Consider the following 26387-nt stretch of genomic DNA (forward strand, 5'->3'; position numbering starts at 1 on the left):
CTAATGCCAGGGAGACTCGCGAGCGTGTCGTCGAAGTTACCCAAAGTAAAGGAAGAAGCACAAGGGCGAGAGTGCAACTGAAAGAGAACACAGACTCACCGGGAGTAGCAATATGCAGCTCAAGAAGGATGCGAATGATATTTCACCAATGAGGCGGCATTCGAAAACCCGACAAAGCTCATGAACATCTGCATAGCAGACAACGAGGATCTGGGCAGTACATAGATGAATCCCAAGGGTGAATATTCTCTTTCGCAAGGCGGCATGCCGAACCAGAGGATTCACGTTGATCTCTCATTCCACCGCGTCCGGCCTTCCGCATGAGGCGACGGAGTCCCGGCCCCCTGAGGGCAGTCCGTCACCGGGCCCTGAGACCGGCCCCTATCCGGTGGCATCGCCCGTGTTTCCCTCGTCCTCAACCGGCGAGGCAGCGATCCTCGCTGATAAGATCCACCGAGGTTTGATCATCTGGCCCGAAGTTCAAGGCCGACATGGAAGATGAACCCTTTGACCAGGCCAGATCGGCGTCGAATGCGACACGGCCCCGAGCGCGTGGCGGCGGCCGATTCGGCGAAAGCCGGCTGACACAGTGGGGCCGGAGTGCGCTCGCCCCTCCAGCCGGTCCCACTCGGTCGTGGGGCGAACCGCTGCCCGCTTCCGGCCGCGTGCGGGCCTTGAGGGTATGAGGGGTCCGCCAGATCGTGCCTGGCGAGGAGGGTCGAAGCCTTGAGTACCCGCAGGGCCTCGTCCAGCGGTGTGATCGGCTCGCGGTGACGGCCGGGCCCTGGCCGGCAAAGGGCCCGCTTCGGCCCCAAGGACGTTCTCAACCCTGCTGGAGCGAGCCCCGACACGGTGGTGAGAGGCATTCGTCGGAGCGGCGCCTGTGCCTGCCACAGCCTGTCAGGGGTACGACAGGAACGCGACGCCTTCGGTGTCGGCCCGACACGGTGCGGACCGACGCCGAAGGCCGTGAGGCGGGGCCCTCAGTCGATGCGCCCGATCAGGCGCGGTCGACCATGAGCTGTCCGTCGGCGGCGCTCCGACCCGCCAGTCCACCGCCGTAGTTGGCCTCCACGCGCGAGCGCTCAGAGGCGTTGGGGTAGGCGTTGGTGCAGTTCACGCCACCGGTGGAGCCTGACATCAGCGACGAGCACGGGCCGGGCTTGACGTCGGGCAGACCCAGGCTGTGACCGAGCTCGTGCGCGGCGATGCGCACCGCGTCGTAGCCCTCGGCGGTGCCCTGACGACCCATCCAGACGGTCACCTGTCCGCCCGGACGCACCGGACCCAGGTGAGCGCGGGGCCAGCCGTCGTCGGCGATGACGCGGATCTCGGCGCGCCGTCCGGCGGGGGCCGGTTCCAGGCGGACGTTGCTGACGCTGGAGTTCCACACACGTACGGCCGAGGAGACGGCGGAGGTGTACTCCGCGGCCCGGCTGGCGTCGTAGTAGAGGACTGTCTGGCGCAGCGGCTGGGACTGCTCCGCGGGTGTCGCGGTGGCCGGTGCGGTCCCCACCATCGTCAGCGCCAACGCGCTCATGAGAACCAGGAGGGGTGTGAGGATGCGTCTCAGCATGGGGGTCTCCCTGGGGGTAAGGGTGCTGATGCCTGCTGTGACCCGGTGGGGTCGGCCTGATGCTATGGGTAGCGACTTATCACCACAAGATGTGCAGAACGTCTATTTAGGACAATGTGCGCGCCACCCAGAGGAGCCCAGGTCGGCGAGGGTCTCCGGGACTCCGTCCCTGGGGAGTCTCACACCCGGTGGCGGCCTTTTCGGAGGGAGAGCACAGACGTACGCCGGATCGTTCACCCGCGCGTCCTCGGAGTCGATCGGGCCCTCACCCTCGCCCAAATCGACGAGAGGCTCTAGTATCCAGAAGTAATAGGACGTCCTACTAAATGAGGGAGCACCTCGTGAACGACCTGCATGTGCCCCGGAACCCCGTCCGCCTGGTCACCGCGTCGAGTCTGTTCGACGGACACGACGCCTCGATCAACATCATGCGGCGGATCTTCCAGAGCCAAGGCTGCGAGGTCATCCACCTGGGTCACAACCGTTCCGTCCAGGAGGTGGTCGACGCCGCTCTGGAGGAGGACGTGCAGGGCGTCGCGGTCTCGTCCTACCAAGGCGGCCACATCGAGTACTTCGAGTACCTCGTGGAGTCGCTGCGGGCGCGGGGCGCCGGCCACATCAAGGTCGTCGGCGGGGGCGGCGGTGTGATCGTGCCCGCCGAGATCGAGCGACTGCGTGCCGCCGGCGTGACGATCTTCTCCCCCGAGGACGGGCAGCGGATGGGGCTGGCGGGGATGATCAACTCGGTCGTCGCCGCCTGCGACTTCGACCTGTGGGCGGACAGGCAGGTCACCTTCGAACAGGTGCTGTCCGGCGAACGGCTCGCCATCGCCCGCGCGGTGACCGGGGCCGAGACCGGCAGGCTGGACGAGGAGACGCTCACCTCCGTCCGTGACGCCGCGCGCGACCGGTCGGTGCCGGTCCTGGGCATCACCGGCACCGGTGGCTCGGGCAAGTCGTCCCTGACCGACGAACTCCTCCGGCGGTTCCGTGTCGACCAGCGGGACGGGCTGCGCATCGCGGTCATCGCCGTCGACCCGACCCGGCGCAAGGGCGGCGGCGCGCTGCTGGGCGACCGCATCCGCGCGAACGCGCTCGACGGCGACCGGATCTTCTTCCGCAGTCTGGCCACCCGCGGCAGCCACGAGATCCCCGAGCATCTCGCCGACGTGATCGCCGTGATGAAGGCCGCCGGCTTCGACCTGGTGGTCGTGGAGACCCCGGGCATCGGACAGGGAGACGCCGGCATCGTGCCGCTCGTCGACCACAGCCTCTACGTCATGACCCCGGAGTTCGGTGCCGCCAGCCAGTTGGAGAAGATCGACATGCTCGACTTCGCCGACACCGTGGCGATCAACAAGTTCGAGCGACGCGGCGCCAAGGACGCGCTGCGCGACGTCGGCCGACAGCTCGTCCGCAACCGCGAGGCGTTCGGCAAGAAGCCCGCGGACATGCCGGTCTTCGGAACCAGCGCGGCCACCTTCAACGACGACGGGGTGACCGCGCTCTACCAGCACCTACGGGACGAACTCGCCGGCAAGGGGCTCGGCATTGAGGAAGGCGCCCTGCCCCGGGTCGAGGTACGCCACTCCTCCGGCATCAGCCAGATCGTGCCGACGGACCGCGTGCGCTACCTGTCCGAGATCGCCGAGACGGTACGGACCTACCACGCCCGCACCGAGGAGTACGCCGAGGCCGCGCGCCGCGTCCAGCGGATCGAGGCCGTCCAGGACGAGCTGGCCCGGAGTGGAAGGTCCGAGGGCGAGGTCTCCGCCCTGCTGGAGGAGGCCCGAAGAGAGCTCCCGCACGAGGTCGCCGAGCAGATCGGACAGTGGCCGCGGGTCGTGGAGGCCTACTCCGGCGACGAGCAGATCGTCAGGGTCCGTGACAAGGAACTGCGCACACGACTGACACGGGAGTCGCTCTCGGGGAACAAGATCCCCCGGGTCGCGCTTCCGAGGTTCACCGACCACGGTGAGCTGGTGAGGTTCTGGCGGAGCGAGAACCTGCCGGGCCACTTCCCCTTCACCGCCGGCGTGTTCAAGTTCAAGCGCGACGGTGAGGACCCCGCGCGCATGTTCGCCGGAGAGGGCGACCCGTTCCGCACCAACCGGCGCTTCAAACTGTTGTCGGCCGACAGCGAGGCCACACGTCTGTCGACGGCCTTCGACTCCGTCACCCTCTACGGGCGTGACCCCGACGAGCGTCCCGACATCTACGGCAAGGTCGGGACCTCCGGGGTGTCGGTGGCCACGCTGGACGACATGAGGGCGCTGTACGACGGTTTCGACCTGGTCGCCCCGACCACGAGCGTCTCCATGACCATCAACGGCCCCGCCCCCACGGTGTTGGCGTTCTTCCTCAACAGCGTGATCGACCAGCAGGTCGACGCCTTCCGGGAGAGGGAGGGACGGGAACCGGACGAGGGCGAGCGCGCCGAACTGGAGGCGTACGCCCTGGCCAACGTGCGAGGCACCGTGCAGGCCGACATCCTCAAGGAGGACCAGGGCCAGAACACCTGCCTGTTCTCCACCGAGTTCTCGCTGAAGCTGATGGCCGACATCCAGGAGTGGTTCATCGAACACGGGGTCCGTAACTTCTACTCCGTCTCGATCTCCGGCTACCACATCGCCGAGGCCGGGGCGAACCCGATCAGTCAGCTCGCCTTCACCCTGGCCAACGGGTTCACCTACGTCGAGGCCTACCTCGCCCGCGGCATGGACATCGACGACTTCGCCCCCAACCTGTCGTTCTTCTTCTCCAACGGCATGGACCCGGAGTACTCCGTGCTGGGCCGTGTGGCCCGCCGCATCTGGGCGATCACCATGAAGGAGAAGTACGGCGCCAACGAGCGGTCCCAGAAGCTGAAGTACCACGTGCAGACCTCGGGTCGGTCGTTGCACGCGCAGGAGATGGACTTCAACGACATCCGCACCACGTTGCAGGCGCTGATCGCGATCTACGACAACGCCAACTCGTTGCACACCAACGCCTACGACGAGGCGGTGACCACCCCCACCGAGGAGTCGGTGCGGCGCGCGCTCGCGATCCAGCTGATCATCAACCGTGAATGGGGCCTGGCCATGAACGAGAACCCCTTGCAGGGCTCGTTCATCATCGATGAGCTCACCGACCTCGTCGAGGCCGCCGTCCTCGCCGAGTTCGAGGCGATCAACGAGCGTGGCGGGGTGCTCGGCGCCATGGAGACCGGTTACCAGCGCGGTCGGATCCAGGACGAGTCACTGCTCTACGAGCACCGTAAGCACGACGGTTCACTGCCCATCATCGGGGTCAACACCTTCCTCAAGCCGGACGCGGCGGCCTCTCCGGTCGAGATCGAACTGGCGCGCGCCACCGAGGACGAGAAGGAGTCGCAGATCAAGCGTGTGCGCGCCTTCCAGGACGCACACGTCGCCGAGGCCGAGGAGGCGCTGGCCAGGCTCAAGGAGACCGCCGTCTCCGGTGGGAACGTCTTCGCCGCCCTCATGGAGGCGACGCGCGTTTGCAGCCTCCAGCAGATCACCGAGGCGTTCTTCGAGGTCGGCGGCCAGTACCGCCGTAATGTGTAGGACCACATGTCCCACGACGACCTGGGCACCGCCTTCACCGCTCGCGCGCCCGCGCGCCGCGTGGTGTCGTTGGTGCCCTCCATCACCGAGAGCCTCGCCGATGTCCGGGCCGAAGCGCTGGTGGGGGTCACCGACTGGTGCACCAGACCGGTGGATCTGGCGTGCGCCAGGATCAGGGGGACCAAGAACCCCGACCTCCAAGGCATCGAGCGGCTCAGGCCCGACCTCGTCATCGCCAACAAGGAGGAGAACCGCAGGATCGACGTGGAGCGGCTGCGCGCCCGGGGCGTCCCCGTCTGGGTCACGGACATCGAGAGCGTTCCCGACGCGATCCGCTCCCTGGAACGTCTCTTCGATCACGCCCTGCGCTGGCCGAGACCGGACTGGCTCGGTCGGGCACGGGAACTGTGGTGTGGGGATCGGCTTCCGCCCGTGACCCGCCGCGTGGTGGTGCCGATCTGGCGCGACCCGTGGATGGTGGTGGGGTCCCGCACCTTCACCGGCGACCTGCTCCGCCGGCGCGGTTGGGAGAACGTGTGGGCCTTGGAGACGCACAACCCCGAACAGAAGCGTTACCCGCACAGCACAGCGGAGGCGATCGACTCCGCGGGTGCCGACGTGGTCCTGCTGCCCGACGAACCGTACGTCTTCACGCCGGAGGACGGACCCTCGTCCTTCGTGCGCACCCCGACCGAACTGGTCAGCGGTCGGTTGCTGACGTGGTACGGGCCTTCGCTCGTACCCGCGTGGTCGAGTCTGGAGAGGTGACCGACGCGCTCTTCGACGGCCGGCGGTGGACGACCGCCGACCTCCCGGCCGAGGTCCCCGGCGACCTCGGCCGGCAGGTCGGTCACGCGTTCCCCACGGGAGACGGGGCCGACCCCGTCTCCACACAGGGGCGTGTCGGGCCGAGGGACACGCGGAGGAGGTGCCCGGGGACCGTCCGCCCACGGATTCACCGGCACGTCATCGACGGCGTGAGCGCTTCGAGGTCTCAGCGGTCGCGGGGAAGCGGGCCGACGTCGGAATGCCCGCCCGGTAGGACGCCCGCGTGCTCCTGGCCGGGCCCGGGACCGGAACGTGCGGCGAGGGCGTCGGAGACGACACCGGTGGTGAAACCGTAGACCGCCTTGTGCAGCAGGTCCACGACGAGTTCGGGACGCGGCCAGGTCTGCGGCGGAGCCCCCACCCCGGTGGCGTTCTCCAGAAGCTGGTCGTTGGTCAGCCTGACCACGGTGAACATCGCCGAGGACCACGACCCCCGGAGTCCGGCGTGCGCCATGGCCGAACGCAGCACGCCGAGCACCGCGGCCTGGCCGAAGTGCATCGCCCAGTTCACCGGCAGGGGCTGCTTCCCCGGCCGCTCCGCCGCACCCGTCAGACGTTCCAGGACCCGAGCGGGAACATGGGAGTCGGGACGGCCCGTCATCTGCTGCTCGACCTTCTCCGCCAGTGTCATCACCGCCGCCCCGGCGGTCCCGGCTGCCAGCCCCTGCCACAGTACGCGTCCGATCATGCCCCGACGCCTACCCCCGCGCGCCGGACCCAACCACCGGCGGGAACGCCTCGACAGAGCGCTCCTGGGCCCGGACCCGACGCCCGGACGCCACAATGGCGGCATACGGCCGACGACCCGGCGCGCACCCGGACTTCTTTCGGCGCTCCGTTCGACTCGTCGGCGAACGGCCTCCCGCCTCAGTGCCCGGCTCCGTCCATCGACGCTCGTCCACACCTGTACCACGCCACGAGCCGGCCGGCCTCCATCAGGGCGTCGAGCAGGTAGGTCGGAGCGATCCGCCCCTTGGGCACGTAGACCAGGTCGACGGCCAAAAGGACCGCCGCCGTGCTCACTCCGGTGCGGGCGGCGTGGCGTACGCCCTCCGGGGTGCGGGAGGCACGGAGCTGTGAGAGGCCGCTGGTCACCAGCAGACCGGCGACGGTGTACTGGAGCCATTCATCGGCTTTGGGGCCGAAGACGACTTCGAAACTGCGCCGGTGGAACAGCGGCCAGGCGCCACCCAGCACGTTGAAGACGCCGTGCGCCCGAGCCAGTCCTCGCGGATCCATCATGTCCTCCCGTCCGACCGCACCACCGCGGACGGCGGAAAGCCCGCGACGGCGGGTTTCTGCGCGTCTCCGCAGGCCGGTGCCGTCCTTTCGACGCACAAGGCCCCGCACACCAGATGTACTGACCGCCCACACCCGGCCGGAAACCTCACCACGTCCTTCCGTGATGGCAGGACGTGGACGGCCTCCACCTGGGAAGATCTCCTGAAGCGGCCGGGTGGCGGACTCCCCCTTTCCCGCACCGGCGTCGTCCTTCCCTGCCCAGGGACCGCCAACGAGAAGAGGGGGACCCCGATGCCGACGAGACCATGGACGATGTCGAGCCCGGATGCACCGCCGGGGGAAGAGCCCCTTCCCGAGTACGAGGGGTTCCTGGGGTGGGTCCTGGACCTCATGGTCACCTTGGGCGAGCCCGGTGTGGGCGTGGCCCTGCTCATCGAGACCTTCTTCCCCCCGATGCCCAGCGAGGCCGTTCTGCCCGGTGCGGGCTTCCTCGCCTACACCGGGCAGATGAACGTCTGGCTCGCCATCGTGTGGGCCACCGTCGGCGGTCTCGTCGGCGCCTGGGGCCTCTACGCGCTCGGCGCCCTCCTGGGCCGGGAGCGCACCATGTGGCTTCTTCGCAGGACCCCGCTCCTGGAGGCCGAGGACTTCCACAGGTCCGAGCGGTTCTTCGAGCGTTTCGGAGGCTTGGCCGTCCTGTTGGGCCGTTGCGTGCCCCTGGTCCGCAGTCTCATCTCGATCCCGGCCGGCATCGCGCGGATGTCACTGGTGAGGTTCTCCCTCTACACCGTCATCGGGTCGGCCGTGTGGAACGGCGTCTGGATCGGCCTGGGCTACGCCTTCGGGCCGGCCATCGAACCCGCCCTGGTCCACTGGAGCGACCTGATCGGCAACATCGTGCTGGCGGTCATCGGCCTGCTGGTGGTGTGGTTCGTGGTGGTCCGGGTGAGGAGTCTCAGGGCACGCGCCCAGGGCAGGCCGACCGCCTGACGCCGGGCGGAGGCGGTCGGACCGGTGTCGGGGCGCCGGGTCCGGTCCGCCCTTCGAGGATCGACGCGGTGAGCGATCGAGGTCGTCACGGTGCCGCCGAAGAAGGCCGGTGCGGTCGCACCGCCGGCGTCCGATCCCGTTTCCTTCACGTCGGCCGAGTCGGAGACATGTACCCGCCTGAGCGCGACCAGAGGAGAACCGTATGGACCGCGCCCGTGCCGTCGACGGTCGAATCCTTGTCGGTAAGGTGTGCACGGCTCGAGCAGAAACCGCTACCGCACCACGCACATCGTGCCGAACAAGGCGAGCGGGTCCTCCGTCCGTCGCCGACGAGTGAAGGCAGACAAGTGGGCCACACCTTCGATCCCCCCGCCCCGAAGAACATACGAACCCCCTTCCGTTTTCTTCTGTGGCTGGTCGCCAGCCAGAAAGGAAGGATCGCGACCGGGGCGTCTTTGGGGATCCTCTGGATGCTCGGCCTCTCCGTTCCTCCCTATCTGCTGTCGCGGGCGATCGACGACGGCCTGGCCGGGAACGACGACACCGCCCTGCTCGCCTGGGCCGCCGTCCTCCTCCTGGTCGGCGTGCTCAACGCGGCACTGGCGATCGCCCGGCACCGCACCATGACCAAGGTCCGGATGGACGCCTCCTTCCGGACCGTCCGGGCGACGGTCAGGCAGGCGGTCCGGTTGGGTGACACGCTCCCCCGTCGTGTGTCCGGTGGCGAGGTCGCCGCGATCGGGATGAGCGATGTTCGGGTCATCGCCCAGTCGCTCACGGTCACCGGCCCGGGTGTGGGGGCCGTGGTGGCCTACGTGGTCATCGCCGCCCTCCTTCTGGCGATCTCACCGTTGCTCGCGGTCGTCGTCCTCGCCGGGGTCCCCGCCCTGGTCCTGGTCGTCGGTCCTCTCCTCCATCGGCTGCTCGGCGTCACCACCGGATACCGCGAACGGCAGGGTGCGCTCACCGCACGCCTGGTCGACGTGGTGAGCGGTCTTCACGTCCTCAACGGCCTCGAGGGCAAGGGCGTGTTCGCGTCCCGTTACCACGAGGAGTCCGAAGAGCTGCGGGACAAGGGTTATCAGGTCGGTGCGGTGACCAGTTGGGTGAGCGCCTTGGCTCTGGGCCTGCCCGCCTTCTTCCTCGCCGTCGTCACCTGGCTGGCGGCCAGGTCGGCCGCCGCCGGCGCGATCACCGTCGGAGACCTCGTCGCCGTGTACGGGTACGCGGCCGTCCTGGTGGTGCCCGTGTCCGGTTTCATCGAAGGCGGATCCGACATCGCCCGAGCGTTGGTGGCGGCCAAGCGGGTGACACGCTTCCTCTCCCTCGAACCCCACCACTCCGACCCGGTGACGCCCCTGCCCGCCCCGCCGCCGGGGTCGGCACTGCACGACCCCGGGTCGGGACTCCTCGTCCGCCCCGGGGTGCTGACCGCCCTCGCCGGAGCACGGCCTTCGGACACCGCCCGGATCATCGACCGACTGGGACGTTTCGAGGATTCCGACGTCACCTGGGGGGACCTCCGCTTGGACGCCGTCGCGCTCGGCCACGTCCGTGAACGGATCCTGGTGGCCGACAACGACGCCGACCTCTTCTCCGGCAGTGTGCGTGACGCGGTCGCCGGGCGCCACGACCCCGACGACGAGGTCGTACACGCGGCGCTCCACGCGGCCTCCGCCACCGACATCGTGGAGGCCATGCCGGATGGTCTGGACTCCGCCCTGGCCGCCAAGGGACGCAACCTGTCCGGCGGCCAACTCCAGCGCCTGCGCATGGCCCGCGCCCTGTACGCCTCCCCGGAGATCCTGCTCCTGGTCGAACCCACCTCCGCCGTCGACGCCCACACCGAGGCGACCATGGCCTCGCGCCTCCGGGCCCACAGGCGGGGACGCACGACGGTCGCCGCGACCACCTCGCCACTGGTCCTGGCCCAGGCGGACGTCGTGGTCCACCTCGTCGAGGGCCGGGTCTCGGCGGTCGGCGCCCACCGGGAGCTGCTGCGCACCGAAGCGGGCTACCGTGCGCTGATCTCACGCGACGCCGACCGGGAGGTCGTGCGATGACCGTGTCCCTTCCCGTGGCGGACCGGGCACAGGTACGCCGTGCCGCTCTGGAGGAGATCCTCGCGGACCGATGGACGTTCGTCCTGATGGTCGTCCTGAACGCGCTGGCCGCGCTCACGGGCCTGGCCGTGCCCTGGCTGGTCGGAAGCATCGTGGACACCGTCCAGCGCTCACCAGGCCTTGAGGCCGTGGCGAGCGTGGACCGTCTGGCCCTGGCCATCGTCGGGTTCACCCTCGTACAGATCCTGTTGTCCCGCTACGCCCTCTATGTCGGGCACCGCTTCGGTGAGCGCACCGCGGCGCGCATCCGTCAACGCTTCCTCGACCGGTCTCTGGCCCTGCCCGCCTCGACGGTGGAGCGGGCCGCCACCGGCGACCTGGTCACGCGGGGCACGGCCGATGTCACCAGAGTCGCCGAGGCTCTGCGCAACGCGTTCCCCGAGGTGTTCGTCGCCTCCACCCAGGCCCTCTTCCTCATCGGCGCGGTGTTCTTCCTCGACCCCTTGCTCGGGCTCCTGGGCATGGGGTCGATGGTCACCGCCGTGTTCGCGTTGCGCTGGTATCTGCGCCGGGCCCGCGAGGCCTACCTGGCCGAGGGCGCCGCCAACTCCTCCTTGGCCGAGACCCTGACGAGCACGGCGTCCGGGGCGCGGACCATCGAGGCACTGGGGTTGCAGAGCCGCCGCGTCGACGAGACGGAGAAGGCGATCCAGACGAGCCGACGGGCACGCCTGCGCACGCTCCGGCTGCGCACCGTACTGTTCCCGAGCCTGGACGTCTCCCTGGCCCTCCCCCTCGTCGGAGTGCTGGTGGCCGGTGGTCTGATGTACCAGAACGGTCTGGTGACCCTGGGGACCGTCGTGGCCGCGACCCTGTACCTGCGTCGGCTCAGCGTCCCGTTGGACACGATCCTGCTCTGGGTCGAGGAACTCCAGGCCAGTGGTGCCTCGTACGCGCGTGTGGAGGGCATCGCGGCCGTTCCGCCCGCCCCACCGTCCACATCCGACGTACCCGTCGACGACCGCATCGAGATCTCCGGCGCCCGTTACGCCTACGAGGGCCGAAAGGACGTGCTGAGAGGCATCGACCTGGACCTGCGGCCGGGTGAGCGGATCGCCGTCGTGGGGGCCTCGGGAGCCGGCAAGTCCACCCTCGGCAGGCTCCTGGCCGGGCTCGACCGACCGCGTTCGGGAAGAGTCGACGTCGGCGGCGTCCCCATCGCCGACCTGCCCGCGGAACGCCTGCGCCGCCAGGTCGTCCTCGTCACCCAGGAACACCATGTCTTTCGCGACACCCTGCGGAACAACCTCCTCATCGCGAACCCGTCTGCGGAGAACGCACGACTGCGCGAGGCGCTCGCGACTGTCGGGGCCGACTGGGTGGGGGAGCTCCCCGAGGGCCTGGACACCCGCCTCGGCGTCGACGCCCACACGCTGGACGGAGCCCGGACACAGCAGGTCGCCCTGGCCCGTGTGATCCTGGCCGACCCGCACACCCTCGTCCTCGACGAGGCCACGGCCCTGTTGGACCCGACCACCGCGCGCGACACGGAACGCGCCCTGGCCGCGGTCCTTCGGGGGCGCACGGTGATCGCGATCGCGCACAGGCTCCAGACCGCGCATGACGCCGACCGGATCGCGGTGATGGATTCGGGCAGGATCACCGAGATCGGCACGCACGACGAACTCGTCGCGTCCGGTGGCGCGTACGCGTCGCTGTGGCGTTCCTGGCACGGGGGTTGACCCGGGGCCGCCCCGGCCGGGAAGCGGTCGGCCGGTGGTGGCGATGCGGGCGACGGCGTCCGGTCGGCCGGGCCGCTCCTCGGTCCGCCGACGGCACGGAACGCACAGGGCACCGAGAGTGACACGCCGAAGGAGGCCCCACGGGAATCCGGATGACAGGTCGCGACGGGCAGGATAGAACGGCACGAACGTCCTGGCACCGATGAACGAGGAGCACGATCCCTTGACGGACAATCCGTTCCTGTCCCCCAGTGAACTGCCCTACGAACTCCCCGACTTCGCGGCGATCCGCGAGGAGCACTTCCTGCCCGCCTTCGACAAGGGCGTGGCCGAGCACCTCGCCGAGGTGGAGGCGATCGCCGCCGATCCGGAACCGCCGACCTTCGACAACACGATCGCGGCGCTGGAGCGCTCGGGCCGACTCCTCCAACGAGTGCAGACCGTCCTTCACACCCTGGCCGGTTCCGACGCCACCGAAGGCATCCAGGAGATCGAGCAGCTGCTCGCTCCCCGCTCCTCACAGCACTTCGACGCCGTCCTGCTCAACCGGGATCTGTGGGCCCGTATCCGTCGAGTCTCCACCGACGATCCGCAGGAGGCCTGGCTGTTGGAGCGCTACCGCCTCGACTTCATCAAGGCCGGTGCCGAGCTGGGAGAGGAGGAACAGGCCCGGCTACGGGAGCTGAACACCGAACTCGCCGAGCTCTCCACCGAGTTCGGGCGCAACGTCCTGCGGGCCACCAGCGAGTCCGCCCTCGTCACCGACGACGTGACCGACCTCGACGGGCTGGACCAGGCCCAGATCGACGCGATCGAGGAGGACGGAAAGTACGTCCTTCCCCTGATGAACACCACGGTGCACCCAGCGCTGGCCCGGCTCACCGACCGCGACACCCGCAGGCGACTGTACGAGCTGAGCACCGAGCGCGCCCCCGAGAACCTCGACATCGCCGTGCGCATGGCGACCCTGCGCGCCGAGCGGGCCGAGCTGCTCGGCTACCCCGACCACGCGGCCTACAGCGTCGCCGACCAGACGGCCAAGACCGTCGACGCCGTGGAGGAGATGCTCGCCCGGCTGGTGGGCCCGGTCCGACGCAACGTCGACAAGGAGGCCGAGGCGCTGGCGGAGCAGGCCGGTCACGACATCGAGCCGTGGGACTGGCCCTTCTACGCCGAGCAGGTCCGCAGGACCCGCTTCGACTTCGACGAGAACGCCCTGCGTCCCTACTTCGAGCTCGGCCGGGTGATCGAGGACGGGGTCTTCCACGCGGCGTCCCTGTTGTACGGGATCACCTTCACCGAGCGCCCCGACCTGCGGGGCTACCACCCGGACGTGCGGACCTGGGAGGTGTTCGATCGTGACGGCTCCCCGCTCGGCCTGTTCCTGCTGGACCCCTACGCCCGGCCGACCAAGCAGGGCGGCGCGTGGATGCACAACCTCGTGGACCAGTCCTTCCTGCTGGACCGACGGCCGGTGGTGGTGAACAACCTGAACATCACCAAGCCGGTCTCGGGTCCCACCCTGCTGACCTTCGACGAGGTCGAGACCGCCTTCCACGAGTTCGGCCACGCCCTGCACGGCCTGCTGTCGGCGGTACGGTTCCCCCGGGTGGAGGGGACCAGCGTTCCCCGCGACTTCGTCGAGTACCCCTCGCAGGTCAACGAGATGTGGGCGTTGTGGCCGGAGGTGCTGTCCAGCTACGCCAAGCACCACGAGACCGGCGATCCGGTGCCCGCCGAACTCGTGGAGCGGCTGACCGCCGCCCGCAGGTTCAACCAGGGCTTCGAGACCTTCGAGTACCTCGCCGCCGCCCTCCTGGACTGGGCCTGGCACCGTCTGGCTCCGGGTGAGACGGTGGAGGATCCCGCCTCCTTCGAGACCAGGGCGCTGGAGGCGGTGGGGGCCCTGCACCCGCTGGTCCTGCCCCGTTACCGGAGCACGTACTTCCTGCACGTGTTCAACAGCGGCTACAGCGCGGGCTACTACTCCTACGTCTGGAGCCAGGTCCTGGACGCGGAGAGCGTCGAGTGGTTCAAGGGCAACGGCGGTCTCACTCGTGAGGGCGGGGACCGCTTCCGGGAGAAGGTGCTCTCCGTGGGCGGCAGCGTGGACCCGATGAGGGCGGTCACCGACTTCCTCGGCCACAAGCCCGACATGGGACCGTTGCTGGCGCGCAAGGGTCTGATCTAAGGGGCTTCGGGGGGTGTCCGGGGGCACACCACAGGTGCTCTGATGGAGGTCCCGCCTCACGACAGGGATCCTCTCATGTCCTCAGCCACACCCCCCGGCGCGGCTCCGACCTCCCGGAGACGGTTCCGCGTCGACACGCGCGCCCTGCGCGCCGACCTTCGACTCATGACCCTGGACGCGACCGCGGCCCTGGCCGTCACCGCGGTGATCTTCGCGCTCCTCTACTTCCGGGTCCACACGGGCGTCTCCCCCACCGTCGTGGTGATGCCGTTCATGGACGACGCCCGTCTCTACTGGCTCTACTGGGCCTGTCAGGCCTTCGGTTGGTCCGCCCTGCTCTGGGCGTGGATCACCGTCATGCTCGGGCTGCTGCGCTCCACCGCTCCAGGCCGGTGGAGCGTGGTGTCCCACGCCCGCGTCGAGCGCCTGCACCGCACCACCAGCCTGACCACGCTCGGGCTGATGTTCGCGCACGCGTTCGCCTTCTTCCTCGAACTCGTGAGGGAGAACGCCGACGGCCTCGGATGGGGTCCTTTGGTGGTGTCGGCCTTCGTCGACGTCTTCGTCCCGGGAGGTTACGCCTCCGGGACGGGACAGGTGGCGATCCTGCTGGGCCTGATCGCCTTCTACCTGGCGATACCGCTGGGGGCGGCGTTCTACGTGCGCGCCTGGACGGGGTCCCGGCTGTGGCGGGCCCTGCACCGGTTCGTCATCGTCGTGTACGTGCTCAGCGTGTGGCACACACTGCTGTACGGGACGAACGTGTGGTTCGACGGCTGGTTCCGGACCGTGGTGTGGGCGCTCCAACTGCCCGTGGCACTGCTCTTCCTGGTCAGGCTGCTGTCACCCCTGCGCCCCTCCGAACGTCTCACCCGGGACCGTCTGCTGGGCCCGGACCGGTGGCGGGCGTCGGCCGGTCTCGTCGGTCGCCTCCTCGTGGCGGCGGCCACCGTGGTCCTGCTCCTGGTCACGGTGACGGGCCGCGACGGCGGCAGGGTCCCGGGGGAGGAGACCGGGGAGATGCTGGTGACCCAGGGCATGGTCTGGGCCGGACTGGCCGTCCTGCTGACCGTGATCGGGGCGGTGGCCGTCACCGTCGGGAGGAGGACCACCGCACCCGATCCGGTGGAGCCCCCACGTTGACCCCTCTCCGTGGAGGGGCGGCGGGCTCAGTGGTGGTCGTGTCCGGAGTCCTCACCGTGTCCCGCGGTCATCGGCTGCACGGGGACGGTGACCGCCACCTCCTCCTCACTGGCGAAGGTCAGGGTGAGGGTGAACTCGTCTCCGACTTCGAGGGGGTGGGCGAGGTCGTTGACCATCACGTGGTAGCCACCCGGGGCGAGTTCGGCCTCGCCCTGGGCCGGCACCGGGACCCGCTCCACCCGGCGCATGACCGCGGCTCCGGAGTCGGTGGTCTCGGTGTCGTGGATCTCCGCGTCGTCGGAGACGTCGGTGGACACCGACGTGAGGGCGTCGTCGGTCTCGGCGTGGTTGGCCACGCGCAGGTAGACCGCGCCCACCTCGGGGTTGGCCGGTTCGGGCATCCAGGCGTCCCAGACCCGTAGGTGCGCGGTCTCGGCGTGGCCGCGCCGTTCCTCCCACGCCTCGGTCCGCGCGTCCTGTTCGGTGTCCTGCCCACCGCCGCATCCCGTGGCGAGCAGGAGTGCGGTCAGGGCCGCCGAAGCGGCGCCGAGTCGGCGATGTCCTCTGGGGGTCCGTACACGCGGCATGGTTCCTCGGGGTCCTCTTCCTGTGCGTTCGTGTCGGGACGTGGTCCCGTTCCGGTGTCCGATGGTGCTGCGCGCGCCTCTCCGGTGAGATACGGGACCGCGCTCAGAACAGGGAGTGCGCCACATGGGGTTCGTCCTCTCTCAGGGGCGGTACCGCGAACAGGGCGCTCCCCTCGTGCCTGATGTAGGCGTTGAGCGCGTCCCCTCCCTCGTCGAGGTTGCGTTGCACCGCGGTGAAGCCGGTGCGCGGATCGGCCTGCCACGCGGTGAAGAGCAGGCCCGCCTGCCTGCGGCCTTCGGCGTCCCAGCCCAGGTCGTAGTTGAAGCTCCGGCGCAGCATGCGCGCACCCAGGGTGCTCTCGGGGCTGGCGAGCCGGATGTGGGCGTCGCGCGCGATGACCGGTTCCCCTCCGCCGTCACGGGCCGCCAGGTCGGGGAGGTCGTGCTCTCCGTCGCCTCCCAGGGGCGCCCCGTCGGACAGGCGTCGGCCGATGACCTCCTCGCGTCGCTCGGGTTCCAGTGCGAACCAGTCGTCCAGCAGCATGCGGATGCGTCGTACGACCACGTAGGTGCCGCCGTCCATCCAGGCCAGGGGTCTGTCGGTGTGGGAGGCCAGGACCTGGGGACCGAACAGCGCCTCGTCGGGACGTGGGTTGACCGTCCCGTCGACCTGTCCCATGAGGTTGCGCGGTGTGGCCCCCGGGTCGGCGGCGGCCACGGCCGACCTTTGGAATCCGGGGAGGGCCCAGCGCACCCGGGTCCGGTCCCCGGCCGTGCGCAGCAGGTGGTCGACCGCCGAGCTGAGGACCAAGGGGTCCTCAGCGCCCACGTACAGCATCAGGTCCCCGTCGCACCATGCGGGGTCGAGGTGGTCGGTGCCGAACTCGGGCAGGTCCTCCATCTGTGGCGGACGCCGATCGGCCAGCCCCGCCCGCTCCAGGAGGGAGGGGCCCAGACCAAGGGTGACGCCCAGGGAGGCGGGGTGCAGGTCCTGGGAGGGAGCGCCCTCCACCAGGGAGGCCAGACCCTCGTCGTGCAGGGAGCGGGCCTGTTCGCTCCAGGCGGCCAGGACCTCCCTCGCCGTCCGGCGCACGTCCGGCCCGTCCTGGGCCCGTACGTCCACCGCGACCACCTGGACGTTCGCCGGCACGGGCGTGAGCAACGCCGGGGGCCTGCCCTCCCGCGGTGCGACCCTGGACCGCGCGGAGACGAGGGCGGGGTCCTCCCCGTCCGCGGTGTCGGTGGCCGTGCCGGAGAGGTGTCCCGCCAGCCCTCCGGCGCCCAGACCCGCGATCCCGGCCGTCCCCATGGCGGCCAGCAGACCACGGCGTGAGACGTGACCCCGTTCTCGGTCGCCTCTCACAGCAGTGCTTCCCTGAGCGTGGGCAGGAGCTCGGCGATCTGGTCCGCGTCCACGCCCTCGTCGAACATGCCCGCCGCCTCCCCGTCGGGCAGCAGCACCACGACACGTCCTCCGTGGGAGACCAGGTAGTCGCCGTCGGTCTCCTCCGGCGCCTCGATGGGGATGCCGTAGTCGGCGGCGGCCTCGATCGTGGTGTCCATGTCCCCGCGCACCCCCTGGTATCCGGGGTCGAAACGGTCCAGCCAGGAGCGCAGCTGTTCGTCCGTGTCGCGTGCGGGGTCCGTGCTGACCATGACGACGTCGTAGTCCTCGGCCGTCTCGCCCGCCCGTTCCAGCGCCAGGTCGATCTCGGCCATGGTCATCGGGCACACGTCCGGGCAGCTGGTGTAACCGAAGAAGAGCAGGGTGAGGCGGTCGTCGGCGACGTCGGAGAAGGTCCAGGGGTCGCCGTCGACCGTGGCCAGTTCCACGCCGGAGGCGGCCATCGGATCGTCCGACAGGTCCAGGTAGTACTCCGTCTCCGCGAGGGTGTCGGCCGCGGTCGCCGAGCAGGCGGTGAGCATGGCGAGGGCGGCCGCGGCGGCCGACACCCGTGCGGCACCGAAGGGGCGCGGTCGGATGGTCATGTGTCCTTCTTTCTCGTGTCACCGCGCCCGCGGTCGAGGGTCGTGAGCGGGGCGGCACGGCGTCTGTCCGGGCCGGGCCGCAGGCTGCGGGCGGGCTCGGTTCGTGGTGCCTCGGTCCGCGGGCACCGTGGGATCGCGACAGGACGCGGCCTGAGGGGGCGGCGCATACGCGCGGGCCGGGCGCTGTCACGGCGGTCGCGGACCGCCGGACGCGGGTTCCGGCATGGGCTCCGCCTCTGAGGGCGGCGGGACGCCGAAGGCTCAGGCGTCGAGAAGAAGGATAGGCGGGCCTCGCAGGACGCGGGCGTGACGGAGGTAGGGCAGGAGCGACGGGGCGCGCTCGTCACCCCCTCCTCCGGGGGCGACCGCCCCGGCGGGTGGCACGCAGGCCCGGTCCCGGAAGAGCAGGACCGGCAGGAGGGAGAGCGCCATGAAACGCAGGAACGCGAAAAGCGCGTTCTCCCCCCGGTGCAGCCACCACGCACTGACCAGCGCGGTCAGCACGTGCACGACGATCATCCACCCTCCGGACGGGGAGGAGGCGATCGCCTCGGTGGTGGTGTGCGCGGCGTGTCCCCGTCCCGCGTTCTGGGCGTGGCTGAAGGCCACGTGCAGGGCGAACTGTCCCCACAGCATCCAACCGAAGAGCGTCAGCGGTCCGTGGCGGCGCGCGGCGACGACCCACGACACGCCCAGGACCACGGCGATCCCCATCAGGAGACCGGTGAGGGGGACGTCGTGTCCGGAACAGAGCGCGTGGCCGTGCGCGGACAGGCTCGCGCACACCAGGGTGAACACCCCGGCGCGCAACGGTCGACACGGTCGGTTCTCGGACATCCCTTCGATCGTCTCACCTTCGCGAGGAGACCTCCGAGCGGGGATGGCCCTCACCGACTCCGCACGGCGTTCGTCCGTGTCCGGGGCCGCGAGGCCCGCCCCGAGCGACGCGGGGCGGGCGGCGGCCCTCCCGAGGTGGCTCCCCGAGGGGCCGCGGCGTTCCTCCAGGTCCTCTAGGCCAAAACCAGCTCCGGAGCCGGCTCGGCGGCCTGCCCGGCGGCCTGTTCCGGGACGGGCTCGGGGGTCGTGTCCGAGGTCGGCGTCCAGGTCGGGTCGGGGACCGGCTCCGAGGCGAGGGCGGGAACGCTGTCCACGTCCTCGATCCAAAGACGGATGACCGGCGGGTCGGTGTGCGCCCGCACCGCCGACAGCAGGCCGCCGACGTCGCGGGCCTCCACCATGTCGGTGGGGGTGATCGCCCAGAAGGACTGCGTGGCCTCACCGAAGTAGACGATCAGGTCACGGTGTCGCGCCTGGACGGCGGCGGCCTGGGCGTGTTCGACGGCGAACTCGGACCGGTGGCCTCCCAGTCGCGGAAGGTTCTGGGCGCGCCGTGCCCTGCAAGAGGGGTGGCCGCACACGGAAGGGGGCTGCTCCGAAGGCGTCCTCCGGACGTCGTGGAGGGCGGGCAGTGGGCAGAAGGGCCCGGCGAGCGGAGCACGGTGCGGCTGTGCCGCGAGGGGACGATCCTCGTCGGAACGACGGGGCGAGGGGATAGAGTGACGCATCAGATCCTCTTTTCCTTACTTATGTGTGGTTTGGTTTGGGGGTTCAGGGCCCGCAGGGTGTTGGCGCACCTTCCGGGCCCGTCTTGTTGCCCGACCTTGGTGGAGCACGAGTCTCAGCGATTAGTTATCAGTGTCCCACTAATTTTTGGCCAGGTCATAAGTCAGATAGAACCACACTGCGCGGACCTCCGTGTCGTCGTTCTCATCTACGCGGGAACGAGGGTCCCCCCTACGACCCACCCCGTCCGAATTCGGTGGGCACATCCCTCCCCCCGACCTCGGATCCGTGTCCTCCCTTCTCCCTCCCCGGCCTTCCCGGCAGGGCGGAACGGACATGGCGCCGTGCGTCGACGACGCGCCGGGTCCATCTGACCGCCTTCGAATCCGCTGTTCACAGGGGTGCCCACGTCTCACTCCGCCACGGACGCCCCGGAACGAACCCACGGCGTCCGCGGACACGACACAACGTCGAGAGATCCTCCGACCCGAGGTCGATCGGGACCCACACCGCGGAACCTCCTCAAGGAGCCACCGCCTCACCGGAGAGCGAAATATGACAATCCCACCTTTCTGAGGGCCGATCTCCATTCCCGACACTCAAGCCGCAGGACCGCCGGGATCCCTCACGGTGATCGTCACCCTTCCGATCCCGCGACCACGCTTTCTCAGTGAGTCCTTATTTCCACCAATACACCGACCGGAAACGTTAACGGCGTGATGTGAGTAGCCCTTTTCGGGGCGATCTTTGCCTCGCGGTCACCTTCGGAACCGCGGGCGACACCGGAACGGAACCGTCACGGTCCAGCCCCTCGGGCCGCGCGCCTCCAGCCGGGGAGTCGGCCTCCGCCTCGGAGCGCTTCGGGCCCTCGCGCGGCGCGGCCCTCGACGCAAGGCGTGCGGAACCGACCTCCATGAGACGTTCCCACCAGGGCGGTCACTCTGCGCGATCACCACATCCGCAGGTCGCCACCGAAGTCACCACACAGAGCAATGAAACATGCCTCTTTTGTAGTTCTCCTCACACTGTACGCTCCCCTGAAATTAGGCTAGCCTCCCCTTGGTTAGGCCGCCCTTACCCGTGATGTTCGAACAGACCCCCATGCCCGCACTCGACTTTCGGGCGCCGTCGGCATGCCTGTTTCCAGGAGGTCCCTTTCATGAACCCCCCCGCGCGGGCCGTACCGGTCCCGCCGCACGGGAACACCCGCACCGGCTCGCGACGGCCGGCCCCGCTCGACCAGGAGAGCGATCCACGGGCTCAGCTGTTGGACGGGCACAGCACCGAGCGCTACCGCGAACTGACCGCCGAGGCCGCCTCCCGGGTCGCGGGGCGGATCGCACGGGCCAAGGGCCCCTTCACCGGTGCCACCGCCGAGAATCTACGCCCCGGAATCGACAAGGTCGACCTCGACCGGCCGATCGGTGACCCGGCCACGGCCCTGGACGAACTCGAACACCTCTACCTCGACGACGCCGTCTACTTCCACCACCCCCGCTACATGGGCCACCTGAACTGCCCCGTGGTGCTGCCCGCGCTGCTCGGCGAGACCCTCCTGTCCGCCGTCAACTCCTCTCTCGACACCTGGGACCAGAGCGCCGGGGCGACCCTGATCGAGCAACGGCTGATCGACTGGACGTGCGGACGCATCGGCTTCGGCGACGGCTCCGACGGCGTCTTCACCAGCGGCGGTAGTCAGTCCAACCTTCAAGCCCTGCTCATGGCCCGGGACCAGGCCCACCGGCACGCCGCGGAGGACGGCGGGGCCGAGAACGTCCGACTGGCCGAACTGCTGCCCCGCATGCGCGTCCTGACGTCGGAGGCCGGTCACTTCAGTGTCGCCAAGTCGGCCGCGCTGCTCGGGCTGGGCTATGAATCCGTCATCACCGTGGCCTGCGACGATCGCCGGCGTATGCGACCGGACGCGTTGGCCGCACAGCTCAGGCGGTGCCGATCCGAGGGCGCCCTTCCCATCGCGGTCGTGGCCACCGCGGGGACCACCGACTTCGGCAGCGTCGACCCGCTGCCCCGGATCGCCGACATCTGCGCCCGTAACGGTGTGTGGATGCACGTCGACGCCGCCTACGGCTGCGGTCTGCTGGTCTCACGGCACCGACACCTGCTGAGCGGCATCGAACGCGCCGACTCGGTGACCGTCGACTTCCACAAGTCCTTCTTCCAACCGGTCAGCTCCAGCGCCGTGGTGGTCCGCGACGCCACCGTGCTGCGTCACGTCACCTACCACGCCGACTACCTCAACTCCCGCACCGACGACGGCTCCTCCCACCTGTGCCCCAACCAGGTCGACAAGAGCCTCCAGACCACACGCCGCTTCGACGCGCTCAAACTGTGGCTGACACTGCGCGTGATGGGCGCCGACGGCGTGGGCGCCCTCTTCGACGACGTGCTGGACCTGGCCGCCGACGCCTGGTCGTTGCTCGACGCCGACCCCCGTTTCACCGTCGTCACCCGACCCACGCTCAGCACCCTGGTCTTCCGACGGGTCCTCCCCGGGGCCGCCCCCGAACTCCTCGACGCCGCCAACCGGTACGCGCGGGAGGCGCTGATGGCCTCGGGCCGCGCCGTCGTGGCGCGCACGGTGGTGGACGGTCGGGCGTACCTGAAGTTCACCCTTCTCAACCCCAGGACCACGCGGGACGACATCGCCGAGGTCCTGGACCTGCTCGCCGAGCACACCGACCGCTTCCTCAGACGACACGGAGCGGCACCCGAGGCGGGTGCCTCGGAACCGACCACGGACACGGTGTCGGCCGACGACGCCCTGTCGACCACCCCCGGGAGGCACAGTTGACCGGCCCCACCGCACCCGCCGCCAGCGGCGGAAAGGACCACGTCCACGACTTCGTCGCCGTCGGAGTCGGCCCCTTCAATCTGGGCCTGGCCTGCCTGACGGCGCCCATCCCCGACCTGGACGGGCTCTTCCTCGACGAGAAACCGGAGTTCGACTGGCACAGCGGCATGCTGTTGGAGGACGCCGAACTCCAGACCCCGTTCATGTCGGACCTGGTCACCCTCGCCGACCCCACCTCGCCCTTCTCCTTCCTCAACTACCTGAAGGAGTCCGGTCGGCTCTACCCCTTCTACATCCGTGAGCGCTTCTACCCCCTGCGCGCCGAGTACGACGACTACTGCCGCTGGGCGGCGCGGAGACTGGGCGACTCCGTCCGCTTCGGCCGTCGGGTGGAGACGGTGGAGTACGACGAACGGGAGCGCCTCTACCTGGTCCACTGCACCGACACCACGACGGGCGACCGGCACGTCCATCGTGCGCGACGGCTGGTCCTGGGCACCGGTACACCGCCCCACGTCCCCGAACCGTGCCGGGACCTGCCCGGCGACGCCGTGCACAGCTCCGACTACCTGTCCGCCAGGGAGGGGCTCCGTGGCAAAGGGAGTGTCACCGTCGTCGGCAGCGGCCAGAGTGCCGCGGAGATCTTCCACGACCTGCTCCAGGGCATGGACGCGCACGGGTACGCGCTGAACTGGATCACCCGCTCGCCGCGCTTCTTCCCCCTGGAGTACACCAAGCTCACGCTGGAGATGACCTCGCCCGAGTACGCCGACCACTTCCACGGACTGCCCGCCCGGACCAGGGACCGGCTCGTGTCCTCGCAGAAGGGTCTGTACAAGGGGATCGACGCCGACCTGATCAACGCGATCTACGACCTCCTCTACACCAGGAGCCGCGGCGGACCGCTGCCCGTGCGCATGATGACCAGTACCGAGGTCACGGGCGCCCGGTACGACGCCACACGCGGCGCGTACGTCCTGGAGCTGCGCAACACCGATCAGGACCGCGGTTTCACGTTCGCCACCGACGGTCTGGTGCTCGCCACCGGGTACCGGTACCGTCTGCCGCGCTTCCTCGCCCCCATCACCGACCGACTCCGCTGGGACGACTCGGGACGCCTGGCCGTGCGCCGCGACTACCGCGTGGACCGGGCCGAGGAGGAGACCTCCGCCGGGGCGGACCAGGAGGGGTTCGCGCTAGGCGCGGTGTTCGTCCAGAACGCCGAACTGCACACGCACGGCTTCGTCGCCCCGGACCTGGGCATGGGCGCCTACCGCAACTCCTGCATCCTGCGCGCGATGCTGGGGCGGGAACCCTACGCCGTCGAACGGTCGATCGCCTTCCAGGAGTTCGGCGTACCCGCCGTGAACGCCCCCGAGGCGGGCATGTCCGCCCCGGGCGTCCCGGTGGGCCCCCGGCCCCCTGGCGCGGGCACCGGAGTGGACGAGACCTCGAAGGCGGCGAAGCGATGAGCGAGACGGCACCTCCCGCGCACGCGCCCGTCCTGACCCGTACCGACCCCCGGCTCGGCGAGTTCCGCGTCCGCCCCGTCGACCCGGAGGCCGACGCACCTCTCCTGCGCGATTGGCTGGTCCACCCCAAGTCCCGTTTCTGGCTCATGTCCGACGTCACCGTGGACGACGTCGCCCGCGGTTACCGACGGATGGCCGCCTCCGAGCACGAGCACGCCTACGTCGGGGAGTGGCGCGGACGTCCCTGCTTCCTGGTGGAACGCTACGCACCCGCCCACAGCGAACTCGCCGAGCACTACACGGTGCTGCCCGGCGACGCGGGCATGCACTTCCTGGTGGCCCCCACCGACACCCCCGTCCACGGTTTCTCCCGCGCCGTCATCACCACCGTGATGGAGCTGATGTTCTCCGATCCCGCCACCGAACGCGTCGTCGTCGAGCCGGACGTGCGCAACCACGCCGTCCACGTGCTCAACGCCGCGATGGGTTTCCGCGTCGTCGCGACCGTCGACCTGAAGGACAAACGGGCCCACCTGAGCACGTGTACCCGTGAACAGTTCCGCTCCGCCCTCGCCGCGGAGGCGCACACGGCGGGAGGGGACAGATGACCACGCACGTGTCCGACACCGGGCCCGGTCCGAGGGCCTCGGACCCGTCGGCCCCCCGAAGCGCCCCGTTCCCGGCACACGATCTCCAGGACCCGGCGTCGGTGACCGCCCACCTGTCACCCCAGGCGTGGGAGGCGGCCAACCGACTGCTGGCGCGCAAGGCCCTGGCCGAGTTCTCCCACGAGAGACTGCTGCGTCCCGAACGCGGTGCCGACGGCCTGTACTCGGTCCGCGGCGACGACGGTGCCGTCGAGTACCGTTTCGCCGCACGCGTCATGGCCCTGGACCACTGGCGGATCGACGCCGACAGCATCGTCCGGCGTGACCTGCGGCGCGACGGCGCCCCCCTGCCGTTGGACGCGCTCGACCTGGTCCTGGACCTTCGTGGGTCCCTCCCCCTGGGAGAGGACGTCCTGCCCGTCTATCTGGAGGAGATCAGCAGCACCCTGGCGAGCAGTGCCTACCGCATGTCGGTCCCCGCGCTCGACGCCGCCGAGTTGGCGCGCGCGGACTTCCAGGAGATCGAGGCGGGGATGACCGAGGGCCACCCGTGCTTCGTGGCCAACAACGGCCGCCTGGGGTTCGACGCGATCGAGTACCACGCCTACGCCCCCGAGGCGGCCCACCCCGTACGACTGGTGTGGGTCGCCGCCCGCCGGGAGCGCACGGTGTTCACCTGCTCGTGGGACGTCGACCGTGACGGGCTGCTGCGGGAGGAGCTGGGCCCCGAGGTCCTGGCGTCCTTCTCCGCGCGTTTGACCGGGCTCGGGCTGGACCCCGACGACTACCACCTGATCCCGCTCCACCCCTGGCAGTGGTGGAACCGGCTGGCGGTGACCTTCGCCGCCGACGTGGCCCGCCGCGACCTGGTGTGCCTGGGGTACGGTCCGGACGAGTATCGGGCACAGCAGTCCATCCGCACCTTCTTCAACGCCTCGCGGCCACGGCGCCACTACGTCAAGACGGCGCTGTCGGTACTGAACATGGGTTTTCTGCGCGGGTTGTCGGCGGAGTACATGGAGGCGACCCCCGCCATCAACGACTGGGTCGCCGAACTGTTCGCGGGCGACCCGGTCCTGAGGGGGACGGGTGCCCGGATCCTGCGCGAGCGGGCGGCGGTGGGCTACCGCGCCGCGCACTACGCGCGGGCGGCTCCCCAGGGGTCGCCCTACCGGAAGATGATCGCGGCGTTGTGGCGCCAGAGCCCGGTCCCCCTGCTGAATCCGGGCGAGCGCCTGGCGACGATGGCCTCCCTGTTGCACACCGACGCGGAGGGCCGCTCACTGGCGGGGGCGTTCATCGACGAGTCCGGGCTGGATCCGGCCGACTGGCTGCGCCGCTACCTCGACGCCTACCTCGTCCCCCTCCTGCACTCCTTCTACGCCCACGGCCTGGTGTTCATGCCGCACGGTGAGAACGTCATCCTCGTCCTACGCGACGGGGTGCCCGAGCGGGTCCTGCTCAAGGACATCGCCGAGGAGGTCGCGGTGATGGACGACCGGACGCCCCTGCCCGCCGGGGTCGAGCGCATCCGCGCCGAGGTGCCCGAGGCCGTCCAGGTACTGTCCCTGTTCACCGACGTCTTCGACTGCTTCCTGCGCTTCCTGAACGGCATTCTCGCCGGGGAGGGCACGCTGGACGAGAACGCCTTCTGGGGCACGGTGGCCGCCTGCGTCGCCGACTACCAGGCCTCGCAGCCTCGTCTGGCCGACCGGTTCGCGCGTCACGACCTGTTCGTGGAACGCTTCCCGCTCTCGTGTCTGAACCGTCTCCAGTTGCGGAACAACCGCCAGATGGTCGATCTCCAGGACCCCTCGTCCGCGTTGCAACTGGTCGGCACGCTGGACAACCCGATCGCCCCGTTCCGGCCCGGGGACCGGGCCCGGTAGGCCCGTCGCGCGGGCCCGGGATCCTGCCCGCGCGAAGGTCGGGCCCCGTGCGCTCGGTGGACCGGGCGCACGGGGTCTGTTCGTTGTCGGGGAGCCGGCACCGGGCGTGTGCTCGCGCATTCG

At 69.8% G+C, this 26387-nt stretch carries 19 protein-coding genes; 11 read left to right on the plus strand and 8 right to left on the minus strand.

Going from position 1 to position 26387, the window contains the following annotated elements:
• Positions 1-1000 precede the first annotated feature (1000 nt).
• Positions 1001-1576 carry a snapalysin family zinc-dependent metalloprotease gene (locus tag PFX91_RS01210; protein ID WP_285728749.1) on the minus strand — a complete coding sequence of 192 codons (576 nt, stop codon included), beginning with the start codon at positions 1574-1576 and terminating at the stop codon, positions 1001-1003.
• Positions 1577-1926: 350 nt separating this feature from the next.
• Between PFX91_RS01210 and icmF the strand changes: the two genes are divergently transcribed.
• Both icmF and PFX91_RS01220 read left to right on the plus strand, forming a co-directional pair.
• A complete protein-coding gene (gene icmF / locus PFX91_RS01215; RefSeq protein WP_285728966.1) occupies positions 1927-5145 on the plus strand; it encodes a fused isobutyryl-CoA mutase/GTPase IcmF in 3219 nt (1072 codons plus the stop codon).
• A 6-nt stretch (positions 5146-5151) separates the two neighbouring features.
• Positions 5152-5913, plus strand: coding sequence for a helical backbone metal receptor (locus PFX91_RS01220; RefSeq protein ID WP_285728750.1), 762 nt, complete (start codon positions 5152-5154; stop codon positions 5911-5913).
• Positions 5914-6139: 226 nt separating this feature from the next.
• Here PFX91_RS01220 and PFX91_RS01225 read toward each other — a convergent pair whose 3' ends face one another.
• The gene (locus PFX91_RS01225; RefSeq protein ID WP_285728752.1) at positions 6140-6661 is read right to left on the minus strand and encodes a hypothetical protein; all 522 of its coding nucleotides are present in this window, start codon (positions 6659-6661) and stop codon (positions 6140-6142) included.
• Between the two features lie 179 nt (positions 6662-6840).
• Positions 6841-7215 (minus strand): hypothetical protein, encoded by a 375-nt coding sequence (locus tag PFX91_RS01230; protein ID WP_285728754.1) that lies wholly within the window; start codon positions 7213-7215, stop codon positions 6841-6843.
• A gap of 312 nt (positions 7216-7527) precedes the next feature.
• On the opposite strand from PFX91_RS01230, the gene PFX91_RS01235 reads away from it, so the two are divergent.
• The 5 genes from PFX91_RS01235 to PFX91_RS01255 all read left to right on the plus strand — a co-directional run bounded on the left by PFX91_RS01235 (position 7528) and on the right by PFX91_RS01255 (position 15344).
• Positions 7528-8205, plus strand: coding sequence for a DedA family protein (locus PFX91_RS01235; RefSeq protein ID WP_285728756.1), 678 nt, complete (start codon positions 7528-7530; stop codon positions 8203-8205).
• 470 nt (positions 8206-8675) lie between these two features.
• Positions 8676-10268 (plus strand): ABC transporter transmembrane domain-containing protein, encoded by a 1593-nt coding sequence (locus PFX91_RS01240; RefSeq protein WP_285728757.1) that lies wholly within the window; start codon positions 8676-8678, stop codon positions 10266-10268.
• Positions 10265-12010 carry an ABC transporter ATP-binding protein gene (locus tag PFX91_RS01245; protein WP_285728758.1) on the plus strand — a complete coding sequence of 582 codons (1746 nt, stop codon included), beginning with the start codon at positions 10265-10267 and terminating at the stop codon, positions 12008-12010. Before PFX91_RS01240 ends, PFX91_RS01245 begins: the two co-directional genes overlap by 4 nt.
• Before the next feature lie 223 nt (positions 12011-12233).
• On the plus strand, positions 12234-14201 hold the full coding sequence (locus PFX91_RS01250) for a M3 family metallopeptidase (RefSeq protein WP_285728759.1): 1968 nt from the start codon (positions 12234-12236) through the stop codon (positions 14199-14201).
• A gap of 75 nt (positions 14202-14276) precedes the next feature.
• Entirely contained in the window at positions 14277-15344 is a 1068-nt protein-coding gene (locus PFX91_RS01255; protein WP_285728760.1) for a ferric reductase-like transmembrane domain-containing protein, read from the plus strand.
• Between the two features lie 26 nt (positions 15345-15370).
• Here PFX91_RS01255 and PFX91_RS01260 read toward each other — a convergent pair whose 3' ends face one another.
• From PFX91_RS01260 to PFX91_RS01280, 5 genes are all read right to left on the minus strand, one after another.
• Positions 15371-15931, minus strand: coding sequence for a copper chaperone PCu(A)C (locus PFX91_RS01260; protein ID WP_285728762.1), 561 nt, complete (start codon positions 15929-15931; stop codon positions 15371-15373).
• Positions 15932-16034: 103 nt separating this feature from the next.
• A complete protein-coding gene (locus PFX91_RS01265; protein ID WP_285728967.1) occupies positions 16035-17240 on the minus strand; it encodes a Dyp-type peroxidase in 1206 nt (401 codons plus the stop codon).
• Between the two features lie 50 nt (positions 17241-17290).
• Positions 17291-17920 carry an SCO family protein gene (locus PFX91_RS01270; protein WP_285728763.1) on the minus strand — a complete coding sequence of 210 codons (630 nt, stop codon included), beginning with the start codon at positions 17918-17920 and terminating at the stop codon, positions 17291-17293.
• A gap of 261 nt (positions 17921-18181) precedes the next feature.
• Positions 18182-18757: a hypothetical protein gene (locus tag PFX91_RS01275; RefSeq protein WP_285728765.1), complete on the minus strand. Its 576-nt coding sequence runs from the start codon at positions 18755-18757 to the stop codon at positions 18182-18184.
• 173 nt (positions 18758-18930) lie between these two features.
• Positions 18931-19485, minus strand: coding sequence for a hypothetical protein (locus PFX91_RS01280; protein ID WP_352231610.1), 555 nt, complete (start codon positions 19483-19485; stop codon positions 18931-18933).
• Between the two features lie 1157 nt (positions 19486-20642).
• Between PFX91_RS01280 and PFX91_RS01285 the strand changes: the two genes are divergently transcribed.
• The 4 genes from PFX91_RS01285 to PFX91_RS01300 are packed head-to-tail and all read left to right on the plus strand — an operon-like array spanning position 20643 to position 26264.
• Positions 20643-22295, plus strand: a complete 1653-nt coding sequence (locus PFX91_RS01285; RefSeq protein ID WP_285728766.1) for a pyridoxal phosphate-dependent decarboxylase family protein — start codon at positions 20643-20645, stop codon at positions 22293-22295.
• The gene (locus PFX91_RS01290) at positions 22292-23767 is read left to right on the plus strand and encodes a lysine N(6)-hydroxylase/L-ornithine N(5)-oxygenase family protein (protein ID WP_285728768.1); all 1476 of its coding nucleotides are present in this window, start codon (positions 22292-22294) and stop codon (positions 23765-23767) included. Before PFX91_RS01285 ends, PFX91_RS01290 begins: the two co-directional genes overlap by 4 nt.
• Positions 23764-24375 carry a GNAT family N-acetyltransferase gene (locus PFX91_RS01295; RefSeq protein WP_285728770.1) on the plus strand — a complete coding sequence of 204 codons (612 nt, stop codon included), beginning with the start codon at positions 23764-23766 and terminating at the stop codon, positions 24373-24375. Before PFX91_RS01290 ends, PFX91_RS01295 begins: the two co-directional genes overlap by 4 nt.
• A complete protein-coding gene (locus PFX91_RS01300) occupies positions 24372-26264 on the plus strand; it encodes an IucA/IucC family protein (protein WP_502888224.1) in 1893 nt (630 codons plus the stop codon). The genes PFX91_RS01295 and PFX91_RS01300 overlap by 4 nt, the downstream gene beginning before the upstream one ends.
• Positions 26265-26387 lie beyond the last annotated feature (123 nt).

Origin of the sequence: Nocardiopsis sp. ATB16-24, from assembly GCF_030271535.1 — a bacterium.
Lineage (GTDB): Bacteria > Actinomycetota > Actinomycetes > Streptosporangiales > Streptosporangiaceae > Nocardiopsis.